The 16,404-nt window shown below is 42.5% G+C and carries 13 protein-coding genes and 1 other RNA gene; 10 read left to right on the plus strand and 4 right to left on the minus strand.

Features of this window, described 5'->3' with window-relative positions; translation table 11 throughout:
* The first annotated feature begins 158 nt into the window (after positions 1 to 158).
* Genes PLE34_RS13825 through PLE34_RS13850 form a run of 6 tightly spaced genes read left to right on the plus strand, consistent with a single transcriptional unit; the run spans position 159 to position 8,358 of the window.
* Positions 159 to 2,375, plus strand: a complete 2,217-nt coding sequence (locus tag PLE34_RS13825; protein ID WP_324557980.1) for a SusC/RagA family TonB-linked outer membrane protein — start codon at positions 159 to 161, stop codon at positions 2,373 to 2,375.
* Positions 2,376 to 2,405: 30 nt separating this feature from the next.
* Positions 2,406 to 4,151, plus strand: coding sequence for a RagB/SusD family nutrient uptake outer membrane protein (locus PLE34_RS13830; RefSeq protein WP_324557902.1), 1,746 nt, complete (start codon positions 2,406 to 2,408; stop codon positions 4,149 to 4,151).
* A 15-nt stretch (positions 4,152 to 4,166) separates the two neighbouring features.
* Complete coding sequence (locus PLE34_RS13835) at positions 4,167 to 5,420, plus strand: MFS transporter (RefSeq protein WP_324557904.1); 1,254 nt, start codon at positions 4,167 to 4,169, stop codon at positions 5,418 to 5,420.
* A 19-nt stretch (positions 5,421 to 5,439) separates the two neighbouring features.
* Entirely contained in the window at positions 5,440 to 7,176 is a 1,737-nt protein-coding gene (locus PLE34_RS13840; RefSeq protein ID WP_324557906.1) for a hypothetical protein, read from the plus strand.
* Between the two features lie 36 nt (positions 7,177 to 7,212).
* Entirely contained in the window at positions 7,213 to 8,124 is a 912-nt protein-coding gene (locus PLE34_RS13845; RefSeq protein WP_324557908.1) for a dihydrodipicolinate synthase family protein, read from the plus strand.
* Positions 8,125 to 8,127: 3 nt separating this feature from the next.
* On the plus strand, positions 8,128 to 8,358 hold the full coding sequence (locus PLE34_RS13850) for a hypothetical protein (protein WP_324557910.1): 231 nt from the start codon (positions 8,128 to 8,130) through the stop codon (positions 8,356 to 8,358).
* Positions 8,359 to 8,706: 348 nt separating this feature from the next.
* On the opposite strand, the gene ssrA is transcribed toward PLE34_RS13850, so the two are convergent.
* The 4 genes from ssrA to PLE34_RS13870 form a co-directional block, all read right to left on the minus strand.
* Positions 8,707 to 9,079: a transfer-messenger RNA gene (ssrA, locus tag PLE34_RS13855) on the minus strand.
* A gap of 233 nt (positions 9,080 to 9,312) precedes the next feature.
* On the minus strand, positions 9,313 to 10,692 hold the full coding sequence (gene rseP, locus PLE34_RS13860) for an RIP metalloprotease RseP (protein ID WP_324557911.1): 1,380 nt from the start codon (positions 10,690 to 10,692) through the stop codon (positions 9,313 to 9,315).
* Between the two features lie 87 nt (positions 10,693 to 10,779).
* The gene (locus tag PLE34_RS13865) at positions 10,780 to 11,934 is read right to left on the minus strand and encodes a 1-deoxy-D-xylulose-5-phosphate reductoisomerase (RefSeq protein ID WP_324557913.1); all 1,155 of its coding nucleotides are present in this window, start codon (positions 11,932 to 11,934) and stop codon (positions 10,780 to 10,782) included.
* 77 nt (positions 11,935 to 12,011) lie between these two features.
* Positions 12,012 to 13,541, minus strand: a complete 1,530-nt coding sequence (locus tag PLE34_RS13870; RefSeq protein WP_324589693.1) for a GH3 auxin-responsive promoter family protein — start codon at positions 13,539 to 13,541, stop codon at positions 12,012 to 12,014.
* Between the two features lie 141 nt (positions 13,542 to 13,682).
* Here PLE34_RS13870 and rplU point away from each other — a divergent pair, with 141 nt between their 5' ends.
* From rplU to PLE34_RS13890, 4 genes are all read left to right on the plus strand, one after another.
* Positions 13,683 to 13,985, plus strand: a complete 303-nt coding sequence (rplU, locus tag PLE34_RS13875; RefSeq protein WP_324557916.1) for a 50S ribosomal protein L21 — start codon at positions 13,683 to 13,685, stop codon at positions 13,983 to 13,985.
* Positions 13,986 to 14,036: 51 nt separating this feature from the next.
* The gene (gene rpmA / locus PLE34_RS13880) at positions 14,037 to 14,303 is read left to right on the plus strand and encodes a 50S ribosomal protein L27 (RefSeq protein WP_324557918.1); all 267 of its coding nucleotides are present in this window, start codon (positions 14,037 to 14,039) and stop codon (positions 14,301 to 14,303) included.
* Positions 14,304 to 14,384: 81 nt separating this feature from the next.
* Positions 14,385 to 14,567, plus strand: a complete 183-nt coding sequence (locus PLE34_RS13885; protein WP_324557919.1) for a hypothetical protein — start codon at positions 14,385 to 14,387, stop codon at positions 14,565 to 14,567.
* 121 nt (positions 14,568 to 14,688) lie between these two features.
* Positions 14,689 to 16,362 (plus strand): PHP domain-containing protein, encoded by a 1,674-nt coding sequence (locus tag PLE34_RS13890; protein ID WP_324557920.1) that lies wholly within the window; start codon positions 14,689 to 14,691, stop codon positions 16,360 to 16,362.
* Positions 16,363 to 16,404 lie beyond the last annotated feature (42 nt).

Genomic DNA, 16,404 nt, shown 5'->3' on the forward strand with positions numbered 1-16,404 from the left:
CTCGCTGCTTAATAGCTTAACTACCAAATATATCAACAGGGGGTATATATAATCATCCTGTATACGGAAATGGAGCAACGCCCCGTATACCTAAATATCTGCTGCCTGCAGGAGCTGACCAGGTAGATACTAATCTGTACAATATACGAAGCTATCCTATTACAGAATCTAACACCGCAGGCACCGACTGGCATAAGGAAATCTTCAATCCGGGTATTACGCAGGATTATAACCTGTCCGTTACAGGCGGGTCGGAAAATACTACTTATGCCTTCAGTGCGGGCTACCTTAATGAAGGTGGTATAGTAAAGCATTCCGGCTTTGAAAGGTTTACGCTGAGCGGGAATATCAGTTCAACAGTAAAAAAATGGTTGAAGCTTGGACAGAATATCCGCCTGAGCCAGATAACAGATAAAGGATTACAGGAAGAAGGAGAAAGCGGGGCTTTGGGAGTTATTCCGCAACTTACTGCAATAATGCCGGTATATGATATTAAAGGAAATTATGCTCCTCTTTCCCGGTTAACAGGCTTTGATCCTTTTATAAATCCGATAGGAGACCTGGAAAGGGCAATGGATTTCAGAAGGGAAAGACTTGCTGTTGCAGGCAATCTCCACGCCATAGTGGGACTGCCATTTGATCTTTCTTTTAAAACACTCTTTGGCTATACTATCAGCAAGAGCTACGAAAAGCTTCCCCTCGAAGCCAATCCCGACAGCTACCAGGCAAGAGCAGATCACCAGTTAACCGAAACATCCAATGCCTCAAGGTTATGGAACTTTACCAATACACTCAGTTATTCAAAAAAACTAAGTTCAGGGCATAACATTGAGGCCTTGCTTGGTACAGAAGCAATCAGCAATTATGACAACGGACTTTCTGCCACACGCACCAAATACCTGGTTACAAACAAAAATTACTGGGTTTTAAATTCAGGGGAAGGAGTACAAACAAATTCCGGTTCAGCCAGCGACTGGTCTACATTTTCTTATTTCGGGTATTTGCATTACGATTTTGAAGGACGCTATCTTGTGGATGCCATATTCAGACGGGATGGTTCATCAAGATTTGGTACAGGGCACAGATACGGAAATTTTCCTGCCTTTGCAGTAGGATGGGTAGTGTCAGATGAAAATTTTATGGCATCAACCGGGAAGGTGCTGGATTATCTGAAGCTGAGAGCAAGCTGGGGACGGTCGGGTAACGATCAAATTGGAAATTATAACGGGTTTACAACCTTCAGAACAGATCACTCTTTTTCCAGTTACCCTATGGATGGGTCCAATTCCGGCTTAACAACAGGATTTGAATCCCTGGCCTTTGGTAATCCGGATGCCAAATGGGAAACGACCTCAACCATCAATTTTGGCATTGATGCAACGGTATTGAAGAATCTTGATGTAGCAGTGGATATCTGGCAGCGGAAAACATCCGATATGCTGTACCCGCGTGGAATACCCTCAGTAAACGGGCAGGCAACTATTCCTTCGGTAAATATTGGCGACATGAGCAATAAGGGAATAGATCTGCAGCTCAATTACCGGGGTACGGCGCTCAACAATGATTTAAGGTATAATATAGGTGTGAATTTTTCACACTATAAAAATAAAATACTCAAACTGTCTGATGCAGCAGCGGAAACAATTATAGGGTCATCTTACAGAGAACATATTTACACCCGCGCAGAACGGGGTACAGCATTCCCGGAATTTTACGGATATGATGTTGTTGGTATTTTTCAAACACAGGATGAAGTAGATAAACATGCGCCATTTGGAACCTATAATGCATTGGGGCGGTTTAAATTCAGAGATGTGAACGAAGATGGCGTAATTAATAATGATGACCGTACCTATATAGGGTCGCCACATCCCGACTTTACTGCCGGGCTTACGGCAGGCATTCAATTCCGCCAGTTTGATCTTTCCGCGATTTTTTATGCGAGTGTAGGAAACGATATAGCCAATGTACTCAGGAGATCGCTTGACTTTAATTTCTTTCAGAAAAACAGGAGTACAAGAAGGTTGTATGAGTCATGGGGAAGTCCATACTTAGCTGATAACAAAGACGCTAAAATGCCTATTGCCGAGATTAATGACGCCACAAGCCAGTTACCATCCACCTATTTTATTGAAGATGGTTCTTTTCTCAGGCTCCAAAACCTGCAGCTTGGTTATAATCTGCCTTCGCATTGGCTGAATAGGATTTCTGTAAATAAATGCAGGATATATGTAATGGGTTCAAACCTGTTGACCTTTACTAAATATACAGGGCTTGATCCGCAGATACAAACGAGCGACCGCACTTTTGGAATTGATTATGGTATTTGGCCTACACCTAAAAGATATCTGGTTGGTTTAAACATAACCTTATAATATCGAATAACAACTCATAAAATATTTACAATGAAAAAGTCATCATATATATCTGTAGGCTGTTTACTGACAGCACTGGGAATGTCAGTCATCATTTCATGCAGCAAAAGTTTTTTATCCAAAGAGCCCAAAGGAGTAGCTTTTTTGGAGTTGCTTGATCCTGAAGATATTTTAACCGGCGCGTATGCGGCCCTGAGTGGAGCAAGCTCCACTACAGATCAGGCTATGTCGGGAGCAGCTTCTGTGCGCAACTGGGTTTGGGATTGTGCTTCTGACGATGCTTATAAAGGCACAACACAGGGAGATACCCAACCGGTAGAAGAGATTGAATTATATAAAGCCGATGCAACCAACCAGTTTATTAATGGTAAATGGTTTGTTAGTTATGACGGTATAGCCAGAGCAAATGACGTTTTAAAATCACTGGCTAACAAAAGAGCATCAATGGATGCAACACAGGCAACAGTTATAGAAGCCCAGGCAAAATTTATCCGGGCCTGGTGGCATTTCCGGCTTTTACAGGTATTCTGGCAAGTACCATACATTACAGAAAGTGTTGTTCCTTCTGAAGTAAAAAACGACCGCCCGATATGGGATGATATTGAGGCAGATTTCAAGTTTGCTGTAGATAACTTACCTGAATCATATACAGGAGAACCGGGAAGAGCAACCAAATGGGCAGCTATGGCTTATATGGCATATGCGCATATGTTTCAGAAAGAGTATGACAAGGCTAAGCCGTTGCTTGATGCGGTCATTAACAGCGGCAGGTTCGATTTAGTCGCAAATTTCAAAGACAACTATTCACCACTCACAGAAAATAATATAGAATCCATTTTTGAAATTCAGTCTTCGGTAAATAACGGTACAGATAGACCACGAAATGGCAATGCTGATTCCTGGGTTACCCTTCCATTGAACCGTTTTGTACCAACCTGCTGTAATGTATACCAGCCTTCGCAGGATATTGTAAATGCTTTTAAGGTAGATGTAAATGGTTTGCCTTTACTTGGAATTAATGGTCCAAAGTTTAATGAAACAAATCTCAAAAATGATATGGGATTAACACCAACCGATGAATTTATTCCGAGTGATGAACCCGTAGATCCCCGTCTTGACTGGACCGTGGGGCGCCGGGGCATCCCTTATATGGACTGGGGTGTATATTCCGGCAGTGATTGGGTAAGGCAACAGGTATACGGTGGTCCATATAATTCCGTGAAACAAATGTTTTATAAAAAAGATCAGGCTATAGCATCACATTCGTCGTTTGCAAGATCAACATCTATTAATTACAGAGCGTTGCGTTTTGCACATGTTTTATTATGGAGAGCAGAATGTGCTGTAGAAGAAGAAGATCTTGAAACAGCAAAAACCCTTATTAATCGCGTTCGCAGGCGGGCATCGGATGATTTGGTGATGGGTAAGGTTACCACCTATATTTTTGACGGACGCCCTATTGAGGTTGATATGACAAAACCGGCTGCGAATTATAAACTCGGTGAATATACCTCATTTCCGAGCCAGGAATATGGCAGGGCAGCGCTAAGAATGGAACTTCGTCTCGAAACAGCGTTAGAGGGAAACAGGTTTTTTGATCTTGTAAGATGGGGTATTGATAACCAGGTTTTGAATGAATTCATAGTAAACGAGTCTCAGTTCAGAACGCTGATGCAGGGTATAACATATGACCCTCAGAAGAATGATAAATGGCCAATTCCTCAAACACAGCTTGACCTGCAACCCGGCATATTACAACAAGACCCGGCATATTAAACAATAAGTTAAACAATGCTTGCCCAAATTAAAAATTCAAAGCGTTACCCGTGGATAGTAGTTGCGCTGCTATGGGTAGTAGCGTTACTTAACTACCTTGACAGGCAGATGCTAGCTACCATGAAAACCGCTATGCAGGTTGACATTGTTGAGCTGCAGTCGGCTACCATGTTTGGATATTTAATGGGCATATTTCTCTGGGTATACGGGCTGGTAAATCCCCTGTCTGGCATTATTGCTGATAAGGTTAACCGTAAATGGCTTATTGTAGGAAGCCTGTTTGTATGGTCGGCAGTTACATTTGCTATGGGCTATGCTACTACTTTTAACCAGCTTTACTGGCTAAGAGCGATAATGGGTGTGAGTGAAGCACTATACATGCCTGCCGGACTTTCGCTTATAGCAGATTTTCACTCCAATAAATCAAGATCACTTGCAATAGGCATCCATATGACGGGTTTATATTTTGGGCAGGCATTGGGTGGTTTTGGTGCAACAATAGCGGCACAATATTCCTGGCATGCTACTTTTCACAGCTTTGGATTTATCGGGGTGGCATATTCAGTTGTATTGATCCTGTTTTTAAAAGACACAAAACGTAACCCTGATTCTGAGCCAGATCCCTTTCAGCAGAAGCAAATAAAAATATCTTTTTTTAGTGGCTTAAAAATACTGTTTACCAATATTTACTTCTGGCTTATTCTTTTTTGTTTTGCAGTGCCGAGCCTGCCGGGCTGGGCCACCAAAAACTGGTTGCCAACTTTGTTTGCAGAGAAGCTTTCATTAGACATTGCAATAGCTGGTCCGCTGGCTACGCTTACTATTGCGGCCTCTTCTTTTGCCGGAGTAATTTTTGGCGGTATACTATCTGACAGATGGGTTCAAAAAAGCATCCGTGGAAGAGTGTATACAAGCGCCATCGGACTCTTATTGATGATTCCCGCTCTGTTGCTTATTGGTTTTGGACAATCACTCGTTTTTATTGTTTTAGCAGGATGTTGTTTTGGAATTGGCTTTGGTATGTTCGATGCCAATAATATGCCCATTCTTTATCAGTTTATTTCTCCCAAAATGAGAGCAACAGCTTATGGCATCATGAATATGACAGGCATTTTTGCAGGCGCAATGGTTACCGATTTTCTCGGGAGATCTACTGATGCAGGAAACCTGGGCAGAGATTTTGCGATGCTCGCCGGTATTGTTCTGATTGCGTTCATTATTCAAACCACGTTTCTGCGCCCTAAAAAAAGGCTTCCTGTTTCGCAATAAAAAATTAAAATGTTTTTTTATGATTAACCGTCGTGACTTTATTAAAAATACGTCTACATTAGGATTAACAGGATGGATACTGCCTAAAGGTGAATTCTTTAATCTTTCTGAGCCCGGAGAGTTGTTGTATAATGGTATACAACTGCCTGCTAATTGGCCCCAAAAAAATATTGATCCCGGCAATTATGAACCGATGGATCTGCCTTATCTTAAAAACCCACCGGCTGTTATTCCTGTAGATGTAGGACGTCAGTTGTTTGTTGATGATTTTCTGATTGAAAAAACATCATTAAAACGGCAGTTTTACAATGCCCGTAAGCTGGAAAACAATCCTGTATTAAAACCGGAAACCTGGACAGAGCAGGGACCGTGGGGCATTCCCGGCGCTACAGCAAAGGACGGAGGTGTATGGTGGGATCCGAAAGATCAGTTGTTTAAAGTTTGGTACGAAGCGGGCTGGTTGTACAAAATGGCTTATGCCACAAGCAAGGATGGTATTCACTGGAACAGACCTGAACTGGAAATGGATGGCGGTACCAATGTAATTGTTCCGGATATCATCGCTGACTCCAGTACTGTTTTCCTGGATCATTTTACCGATAACCCGGAAGAGCGGTTTAAAATGTTTCTCCGCCCGCCAAATGGTATACCGGGTGCAAAAAAACAGATATATACCGGTTACGCAATGGTTTCGGCAGATGGTATCCATTGGGAAAAAAGAGTAGAAACAGGTATTTGCGGAGACAGAACAACCATATTCTATAATCCCTTCAGGAAGAAATGGGTCTATAGTCTCCGGAATACAGGGCAGTATGGTAAGTCGCCTATCGGTCGTTCACGTTACTATTATGAACACGATGATTTTTTGAAAGGTGCACAATGGGATGTAAAGGATGTTAGTTTTTGGACTGGGGCAGATAAACTTGATTTGCCCGATCCTGCTATTGGCGATAAGGCACAATTATATAACTTGTCTGCCGTAGGCTATGAAAGTTTAATGCTTGGGTTACACCAAATACATCTTGGTCCTGATAATGAAATTTGTTTAAAAAATGCATCTCCAAAAATAACAGAGCTCAAAATATCATTTAGCCGCGATGGCTTTCATTGGGATCGTCCTAACAGGGAGGCTTTCATTAATGCAACAAGAACGGAAGGATCCTGGGACCGTGGCTATGTGCAATCTGTGGGAGGAATATGCGCTGTGGTAGGCGATCAGCTTTGGTTTTATTATATCGGCTTTAAAGGAGATCAGACAAAGAAAAGTAATGTATATGTGAAGAATGGCATGCATTCCTATGGAAGTACCGGAATAGCGGTATTGAGACGAGATGGCTTTGCTTCAATGAATGCGGATAGCAAAAGTGGTGATCTCTTAACAAGACCTGTTACCTTTAAAGGGAAGCACCTTTTTGTTAACGCTGATTGCAAAAGCGGTGAACTGAAAGTTGAAATTACAGATGATAAAAACCGAACAATATCACCATTTGCATTTTCACGCTGTGAGACAATTGCCGGCGACAGTACCATTCAGAAAATAAGCTGGAAAGGAGTGGATGACCTTTCTCAATTGAGGGGAAAACCTGTTCGATTCAAATTTCAGTTAAAAAATGGTAAGCTCTATTCGTTTTGGGTAAGCCCCGATAAGTCTGGTGCGAGCAATGGCTATGTGGCGGCCGGAGGACCTGGTTTCACCGGAGGATCTGATACAGCAGGTATTGATGCTTACAGTGCAGCTAAATCGTTTATGTTATAACAAGCGGGAATAAATATTAAAACAAGTTAAATAACTATGAAAGGAATTATAACCCCAATGGCAACGCCGCTGTTAAATGATGATACTATTAATAAGGATGGATTAAGAAAGTTGATTAATCATCTGATAAATGGAGGGGTAAGTGGAATATTTATTTTGGGTACAACAGGAGAAGCAACCAGTTTATCAAACAAAATCAAGCAGGAACTGGTATCACTCAGTTGTGAGTATATTAATGGGCGTGTTCCTCTACTGGTTGGGATAACAGATCCTTCTCTTGCTGAAAGTGTTCAGCTTACAATTTTTTCAAAAAATGCCGGAGCATCCGCAGTGGTTGCAGCGCCCCCTTATTATTTCACCCTAACCCAGCCCGAGTTGTTGGCATATTACAATAAGTTAGCCGATCAATCATCTTTGCCGGTATACATTTATAATATGCCAGCGCAAACAAAGATCATGATTGAACCTGCAACCATTGTTACTCTTTCTCAACACCCTAATATACCGGGTATTAAAGATAGTTCCGGGGCTGGTCCTTATTTTAATACTTTACTCTACCTCCTGAAAGATAATCCTGATTTTTCCATTTTTGTTGGCCCCGATGAAATGATGGCGCAATCAGTTTTGCTTGGTGGAAGTGGTGGAGTAAATTCAGGCTCAAATATGTTCCCGGAGTTGTATGTACAACTATATAACGCAGCGGCTGAGGGTGATTTAACAACAGTTAGAAGACTTCAACAAGCTGTAATGGAGATTTCGTCAGTGATCTACAGCCAGGGCGGCGGTGGATACAGGTTTCTGAAAGGCATTAAAAAGGTGTTATCAATATTAGATATTACAGATAATACAATGGCATTGCCTTTACATCACATGTTTAGCGATGATGAAGCAGAAGCAATAAGGATAAGCGTTGAAAGAGTAAAACAAATATTGAGTAACAATTCGTAGCAAATGAAAAGAGGAACCGGGATACTGGGTTGTGTAATATTTGTTACAGCCTTTGCCGCCTGTAACAATAATAAAAATTCAATGTTATATAAAGATGTGCAATTAACCTCTGATCAGGCGGGGCATGTAATCCATAATACACAGGTTTTTTCTCCTGATGATGAATGGATAGTTTTTGACAGCAGGAATAATGAAAACGCAATAGGAAGTACAAGTTGCATCATCCCGATGTAAAGAATCATGGCTTTCAATACGCAAACTTCCTGTTTGATGGAGATGATATCATATTTGTTTCAAGAACCGCTTTCGATGATGAGTCAGGCGGTGCAGACAATTGCCATAACGCTAATTTTTTTACTTTTCACAGGGTTTCTAACTTCAGAGATCTGGTTAAAAGAAAAGTAGATTTTAACCTCCTTGCTCATCAAAAGGAGCTGTCTCAAAAGTGATATTTGCCACTAAGTCACGAACCTGCCTACCGGCAGGAACACGAAGAAAATAAAACCTGAAAATCAGGACTTTGTGCCCTCGTGTCTTAGTGGCATATCTTCTATACCAACCCTTTTGAGACAACCTCTTTTCCTGTGGAGCTGCAGGGAGTCGAACCCTGGTCCAAACAAATCCGCCATACGCTTTCTACATGCTTATCTGATGATTCATTGTCGGAGATAAACCGGACATCAACAAACCAATCTATCCCTTAGCTGGATGGTCTTAAGTTATGATCACAGCCTTTCATAACAGCAACCCGCTTTGTTTTGATGTCGGCGGCGGGGATTGGTAGCTGGTCAACCTTCCCGGCGGCCCTAATGACTATCTAATCACTGATTAGGCAGCCATGGCATACTGAGTATTGCCATTTGAATTGTTGAATATTCAGATTAAGGTGCTAATTATCCAACGCACCGCATGCTTACACGTACAAAGAACTTTGCTGTCAAAACCGGTCAGCCCCGGATATACAATTTGAAAATTTGAAAATGAGACAATTTGAAAATGAATACAACATGTCTCTTCAAAAAGCAACTGCAAATATACAAAAATAAACCGGTGATAGATAAACCTGTCCGGACCGCCCAGCATCGAAGCAAAGCCGTAGTCCTGGCAGGTTGCCCATTTCCGCCTGTGGTCTGACGCTCCTCCATCGCGTACCGACCGCTACCATTTCCACATTTTCAAATTTTCAAATTACTTCCCCCTCCCCCATCCAAACCAGTCGTTACCATTAGCATAAATGAGCAAACCGAATAAGATGATCATACCTGCAATCTGGGCGTATTCCAGGAATTTATCGCTGGGTTTGCGGCCGGATATCATTTCATACAGGGTAAACATTACATGCCCGCCATCTAATGCCGGTATGGGTAATAAGTTCATAAAGGCAAGTACAATAGAAAAGAAGGCGGTAATCCGCCAAAAGGTTTCCCAGTCCCACCCGCTATCAGGGAATATAGATCCCATTGCCTTAAAACCACCCACTCCTTTGTAAGCGCCCGTTTCGGGAGATAATATTTTTTTAAACTGGTCTATATAAAATTGCAACTGGTCGCCCGCCATTTTTACGCCGGCAGGAAATGCTTCCAGCACACTGTATTTGGTTATCTGCAATTTCAATACACCCATGCTGTCTAAATCCGAAATGGTACTTACCGGGTAAAAACCAATGGTACCATCGCTGGTTACTGCTGTGGGCAAAGACAAAGTATCTGCTCCTCTTAATACATTTACCTGAACGGTTTGATCCTTGTGTTTTTCGAGCGCATTTTTGAGCTCATCAAAAAAAACAGCGGAAGCGCCATTTATTGCAATGATCTGGTCGCCGCTTTGTAAACCCGCTTTATAGGCATTGCTTGAATCGGCTACTTCATTAACCACCACGGGTATGCGCGGCTCTAATAAAGGCATGCGGCTTCGTTTCTTTTCTACTAACTTTCCTATAAGGTCAACAGGAAGCGTAACCGTTTCCGGCTTACCCGCTCTTTCTATGCTTACATTATTTCCGAGGATCAGCTTTTTAACAATATCGGTATAGTCGTCTACCGGCTGATCGTTTACCGCTAATATCTTATCGCCGTTCTTAAAGCCCAGGTCAAACATTAAGCTGTCTCTGAATGCCAATCCGTATTTCATTGAATTTACAGGCACCTTCTTTTCGCCCCAAACCAATAGTATCATACTGTATATCAGGAAGGCAAGAAGGATATTCATGGTAACGCCTGCAACCATAATAATTAAACGCTGCCAGGCCGGTTTGCTCCTGAATTCCCAGGGTTCGGCGGGCTTTTTCATCTGCTCTTTATCCATGCTTTCGTCAATCATGCCCGCTATTTTCACATAACCTCCCAATGGCAGCCAGCCAATGCCATACTCCGTTTCGCCTACTTTCTTTTTAAACAATGAGAACCAGGGATCAAAGAACAGGTAAAACTTTTCCACCCTGCATTTAAACCATTTGGCGGTAAGATAATGTCCTAATTCATGTATGATGACCAGAATAGAAAGCGACAGAATCAATTGCCCTGCCTGTAAACCCACTGATGCCCAGTTTATCGCTAATAATGTTATCATTTAAATGTATTAACTTTTGTTGTTGTTGAAACGGCAATAATGAAGTTTTCTTTTTTCACCTTCCGTTTTCTTATTGTTATATATGTGTTATATATGGATTAAAGAAGCGGCAAAATTACGGGCTGCGGCATCGCTCTCAAAATATTCTTCCAGGGTGGGTTTTTCTATATAAGGTATTTTGTCCATGGCTCTTTCCACCATTTCCATCATATCTAAAAAACCTATCCTGTTGCGTAAAAAACCATATACCGCAATTTCATTAGCGGCATTGAGCACGCAGGGGGTATTACCGCCTTTCTGCAAGGCCTGCATGGCAAGCGCCAGGTTGCGAAAAGTTTTGATATCGGGCTGCTCAAAGTGTAGCCCGGAAGAGCGTGTGAAATCATACCGGGGAAAAGTGTTGGGTATGCGCTGCGGAAAAGCAAGCGCATATTGTATAGGCACTTTCATATCGGGCAGGCCCATCTGGGCTTTAATACTGCCGTCTTCAAACTGCACCATGGAATGTATGATGCTTTCGGGATGCACAATTACCTGTATCTGATCAGGCTGCAGGTTAAACAGCCAGCGCGCTTCAATCATTTCCAGTCCCTTATTCATTAAGGTGGCGGAGTCAACGGAAATTTTAGCGCCCATATTCCAGTTGGGGTGCTGCAGCGCGTGCTCCTTTTTTACATTCACCAAAAAGTTGGGTTTTTTACCCAGGAAGGGACCGCCGGATGCCGTTAGCACCACTTTCTCTATCTTATTTCTTGTTTCCCCTATCAAACATTGAAAAATAGCGGAATGCTCAGAATCAACAGGTATTACAGGCACTCTTTTTTCTACCGCTTTTTGCATCACAATATCCCCCGCCACTACCAGCGTTTCTTTATTAGCCAATGCAATGGCTTTGCCCGACTCAATGGCCTTCAAAGTAGATTTTAGCCCGGCAAAACCCACAATAGCCGCCAGCATCATATCATAAGTATCAAAAGCTGCTACTTCATCTAATGCCTTCTCGCCCGCAAAAACTTTTACGTTTGTTGAGGCCAGCGCATCCCTTACCGCGGCATACTTATTTTCATTTACAATAACTACCGCATTGGGATTGAATTTTTTTGCCTGTTGTATCAGCAGCTTATCATTGGAATGAGCGGTTAAAATTTCCACCTCAAATCTATCCACATTAGAAGCGATCACTTCCAGGGCCTGTGTGCCTACGGAACCTGTGGAACCAAATATAGCTATTCGTTTTTTCATTCAATTATATTGCTGCCGGTGCAGTTCGGGTATTCAAGATACAGCATGTAAAAGCATTGATAAAAAATATCTCATCATCATTTCAGCCCACGGCCCTGCTGTTCAGGCGATGCTTCCTGCAGGTAGTACCTCAATTCATCCGCTATTTTCCTGTCGTTGCTTAAACGGGGAACCTTGTTTTGTCCGCCCAGCTTGCCTACGCTTTTCATATATTCTATAAAACCATTCTTTCTTACCGGGCGTATTTTCAGCGTTTGAAGAATATTGCCTTTGATAAGGTCATCATAATAAATATTCTTCTCTCTTAAATTCCGGTCAACCGCCATTGAAAAATCAGAGATGCTCTGCGGAGGGTTTTCAAATTCTATAAACCACTCGTGGTAACTTTTACCCCTGCCCTGTTCTATCACAGGCGCCACCGTAAATTCTGTAACCTTCAGTCCTTCCTTTTCAGCGGCTTTCATTAAGCTGTATTCCACCTCCTCACCAATAACGTGTTCGCCAAAGGCAGATATAAAATGTTTAATACGCCCCGTAACCACTATCCGGAAAGGGTCTGTTGAAACAAATTTTACAATATCCCCCAGGTTATAGCCCCACAAGCCGGCATTACTGTTAATGATGAGGGCATAATTTTCACCCGCTTTTACCTCTTTAAGAGAGAGCCGCGTTGGATTGTCGGAAAAAATTTCCTGCGCAGGCACAAACTCAAAATATATCCCAAAGTTGGTATTGAGCAGTAAGCCCTCCTGCTCCTGCGAATCCTGGAAAGCAAAAAAACCTTCCGATGCCGGGTAAGTTTCGATGGTATCTACTTTTTTACCTATGCTTTCAAATAATCTGGCTTTATACGGCTCAAAGTTCACCCCGCCCTGTACCATTACATTAAAATTAGGAAACAGGTCTTTTATCTTTTTACCGCTGCGGGCCGTTAGCCGGTCAAAATACATCTGCATCCAGGGTGGTATACCGCTTATCATCGTCATGTCCTGGTCAATCGTTTCGTCCACTATCTTTTCCAGCTTGGTTTCCCAGTCTTCAATGCAATTGGTTTCATAGCTGGGCAACTGGTTGGTACGCAGGTACCGGGGTATAAGATGATTGGAAATGCCGCTTAACCGGCCCGTGGGTATGCCGCCAACCCTTTCAAGCACCGGGCTGCCGCTGAGGAAGATCATTTTACCGTTGGCGGAGGAATAGTTTCCGGTTTCCGACATATAACAAAAAAAAGCGTTGCGGGCCGTTTCAAAATGATTATCTACCGATTCTTTTGTAATAGGAATATACTTCACCCCGCTGGTGGTACCGCTGGTTTTGGCAAAGTAAATAGGCAGACCCTTCCATAACACATTGTGTTTGCCCTGCTTAATGCGTTCAATATAGGGCTTAAAGGCCTCGTAATCGCGGATGGGAACAGCCTGCCTGAACTCGTTGTAAGCAGCCACCTCATTAAAAGCGTGCGCTATCCCGAATTCGGTTTTCCTTCCTGTTTTCAGCAGGTCTTTCAATATCTGCTCCTGGTCGGCCAGGGCCGTAAACATAGATCTTTTTACCTGCTTATGGATATAGCCGGCAAATGGCTTTGCCAAAAAGGATTTAATCTTCATGTGCTTTCAGCAAGAATAGTTGAGACCGCAAAGATAGCCTTACGGCTGCAAAGCGACACGGTAAGCAGGGAAGATTTTTTCTTTCAATTATTTGCCGGGAAGAAAATTAACCCTACCTTTGCACTCCTTAAAATTCGCCTCATGTTTGCAATAGTTAAAATAGCCGGTCAGCAGTTTAAAGTTCAGCAGGGACAGAACCTGTACGTTCCGCATTTAGATGGAAAAGCAGGCGACGCCCTGGAGTTTACTGATGTGTTGCTGGCAGATAATGGTGATACCTTATCAACCGGCGCCGATGTAAAGATAAAAGTTAAAGCCGAAATAGTTGGCGAAGTACAGGGCAATAAAGTCATTGCCTTTAAAATGAAAAGAAGAAAAGGCTTCCGTAAAAAACACGGACACCGTACTTTGTTTACGCATATCAAGGTAACAGATATCGCATAGTTGAAATTCGAGTACTGAAATTCGAAATTGTAATTTCTAAATTAAAAGATCATGGCACATAAGAAAGGCGAAGGCAGTGTAAAAAACGGCCGCGACTCGCAAAGTAAACGCTTGGGTGTAAAAATATATGGCGGACAACCTGCAATTGCAGGCAACATTATTGTTCGCCAGCGTGGCACCGCTTACCATCCCGGTAAGAACGTAGGTGTGGGAAGAGACTTTACCCTGTTCGCACTGAACGATGGTATGGTTGAATTTAAGAAGGGGAAAAACAACAAAACCTTTGTTTCTGTAGCCGCTGCTGAAGCAACAGATTAAAAAAAAATTTTGCAGTTGGAAAAATGTTTTTACTTTTATGACGTTAATCCATTATTAACTAACCATTAAATTCTAAAAAACATGGCAACTGTAAAAAAAGCCGCTAAAAAAGCTGCTCCTAAAAAGGCCGCTAAGAAAGCTGCTCCTAAAAAAGCCGCTAAGAAAGCTGCCCCTAAAAAGGCTGCTAAGAAAGCTGCTCCTAAAAAAGCCGCTAAGAAAGCCGCTCCTAAAAAAGCTGCTAAGAAAGCCGCTAAGAAGAAATAAGCTTAGCTTTTTTCTCAACAGCTCAAAAAATAATAAGTCCCGTTTACGGGACTTTTTTTATTATTGGCCTGCTCAGCGGGTGGTTAGCATATTCCGAATCTTACATTTCAAACCTATCTACATGGATAATTCTCAGATAGCAGATGCCTTTTCCCTGCTTTCCAAACTCATAGACATTCATGGTGAAAACAGCTTTAAAGCAAAATCCTATGCCATAGCGGCATACACTATAGAAAAATTGCCTGTTGCGCTGAGTGCATTACCCGATGAAAAAATATTCACTATAAAAGGCATTGGCGACACCATTGGCAAAAAGATCATGGAGATGAGGCAAAGCGGGAAATTAAACGCGCTGGAAATATACCTGCAAAAAACACCTCCAGGCGTACTGGAAATGCTGCACATAAAAGGCCTCGGACCTAAAAAGATTGCCGTGATATGGAAGGAAATGGGCCTGGAAACGATTGGCGAATTATTGTATGCCTGTAATGAAAACAGGCTATTGCTTTTTAAAGGATTTGGAGAAAAGACACAGCAGAATGTAAAAACTTATATCGAATTTTACCTCCGCAGCAAAGGAAGTTATTTATATGCCGGCATAGAACCCTATGCCCTGAGCATGCAGCAACAACTCCAAAAACAATTTCCCAATCATAGATTTGTACACACCGGCGCTTTTGCAAGACAGCTCGAAACGATTGATAAGCTGGAATGGGTAAGTACCGCCGGCAACACCGAACTGGAACAGTTCTTTTCAGCACTTCCCTTTTCCGTTACTGAAAAAAACGAATCCGGTATTAGCTTTAAAACGGAAGATAACATAGTCCTTACCTTTTACGCTGCCCGGGATGAGAACTTTGGGAGCATTTTATTTCATACCTGTTGCTCCGGCGCCTTTTTAAATGAATGGGAAAAAAGATTTCCATCTGCGCAGGTCTATAGCAGCGAAGAACAGGTTTTTAAAGCGGCTGGCGTTCCTTACCTTCCTCCCTGCCTCCGCGAAAAAGAAACGATAATAGCTGCGGCAATGAACAAGCCATCCCTGCAACTTATTCAGCCGGAAGATGTAAAAGCGGTTATTCACAGCCACAGCAACTGGAGCGATGGAAGACAAAGCATAGAAGAAATGGCAAGAGCAGCCATTGAAAAAGGATTTGAATACCTGGTGATCAGCGACCACAGTAAATCGGCCTTTTACGCCAACGGGCTAAAGGAAGACAGGGTAAAGGAACAGCACCTTTATATTGATAACCTTAATGAACAACTGCGCCCTTTTAAAATATTTAAAAGCATTGAATCCGATATTTTGAATGACGGCAGCCTGGATTACCCTAACCAGGTATTAGCTACATTCGACCTGGTCATCGCTTCCGTTCACGCTAACCTTAAAATGACGGAAGACAAAGCCATGCTACGCTTATTAACAGCCATTCAAAATCCGTATACTACTATACTGGGGCACATGACGGGAAGGCTGCTGCTGAGCAGGGAAGGATATCCGGTAGATCATAAAACACTTATTGATGCCTGCGTGGAGCACCATGTGGTCATAGAGTTAAACGCCCATCCGCGGCGCCTTGATATGGACCGGCGCTGGATTGATTATGCGCTGGAGAAAGGGGCCGTTATCTCCATTGATCCCGATGCACATCATACAGAGGGCTATAATGATATACGCTACGGCGTGCTTGCCGCGCAAAAGGCCGGGTTAACCCGCCAAAGCAACCTCAGCAGCTATAGCCTTCAGGAGTTTGAATTTTTTTTACAGAAAAGAAAAGAGAAAAAAGGGATTTAAGACAGGTTACAGGGTACAAGTTGCAAGGAAGTTACAGGTTGC

This window comes from Agriterribacter sp., assembly GCF_035445465.1.
GTDB lineage: Bacteria > Bacteroidota > Bacteroidia > Chitinophagales > Chitinophagaceae > Agriterribacter.

Coding starts and splice junctions, on each gene's coding strand:
- PLE34_RS13830 (WP_324557902.1), top strand. CDS start 2,406: ATGAAAAAGTCATCATATATATCTGTAGGCTGTTTACTGACAGCACTG.
- PLE34_RS13835 (WP_324557904.1), top strand. CDS start 4,167: ATGCTTGCCCAAATTAAAAATTCAAAGCGTTACCCGTGGATAGTAGTT.
- PLE34_RS13840 (WP_324557906.1), top strand. CDS start 5,440: ATGATTAACCGTCGTGACTTTATTAAAAATACGTCTACATTAGGATTA.
- PLE34_RS13845 (WP_324557908.1), top strand. CDS start 7,213: ATGAAAGGAATTATAACCCCAATGGCAACGCCGCTGTTAAATGATGAT.
- PLE34_RS13850 (WP_324557910.1), top strand. CDS start 8,128: ATGAAAAGAGGAACCGGGATACTGGGTTGTGTAATATTTGTTACAGCC.
- rseP (WP_324557911.1), bottom strand. CDS start 10,692: ATGATAACATTATTAGCGATAAACTGGGCATCAGTGGGTTTACAGGCA.
- PLE34_RS13865 (WP_324557913.1), bottom strand. CDS start 11,934: ATGAAAAAACGAATAGCTATATTTGGTTCCACAGGTTCCGTAGGCACA.
- PLE34_RS13870 (WP_324589693.1), bottom strand. CDS start 13,541: ATGAAGATTAAATCCTTTTTGGCAAAGCCATTTGCCGGCTATATCCAT.
- rplU (WP_324557916.1), top strand. CDS start 13,683: ATGTTTGCAATAGTTAAAATAGCCGGTCAGCAGTTTAAAGTTCAGCAG.
- rpmA (WP_324557918.1), top strand. CDS start 14,037: ATGGCACATAAGAAAGGCGAAGGCAGTGTAAAAAACGGCCGCGACTCG.
- PLE34_RS13885 (WP_324557919.1), top strand. CDS start 14,385: ATGGCAACTGTAAAAAAAGCCGCTAAAAAAGCTGCTCCTAAAAAGGCC.
- PLE34_RS13890 (WP_324557920.1), top strand. CDS start 14,689: ATGGATAATTCTCAGATAGCAGATGCCTTTTCCCTGCTTTCCAAACTC.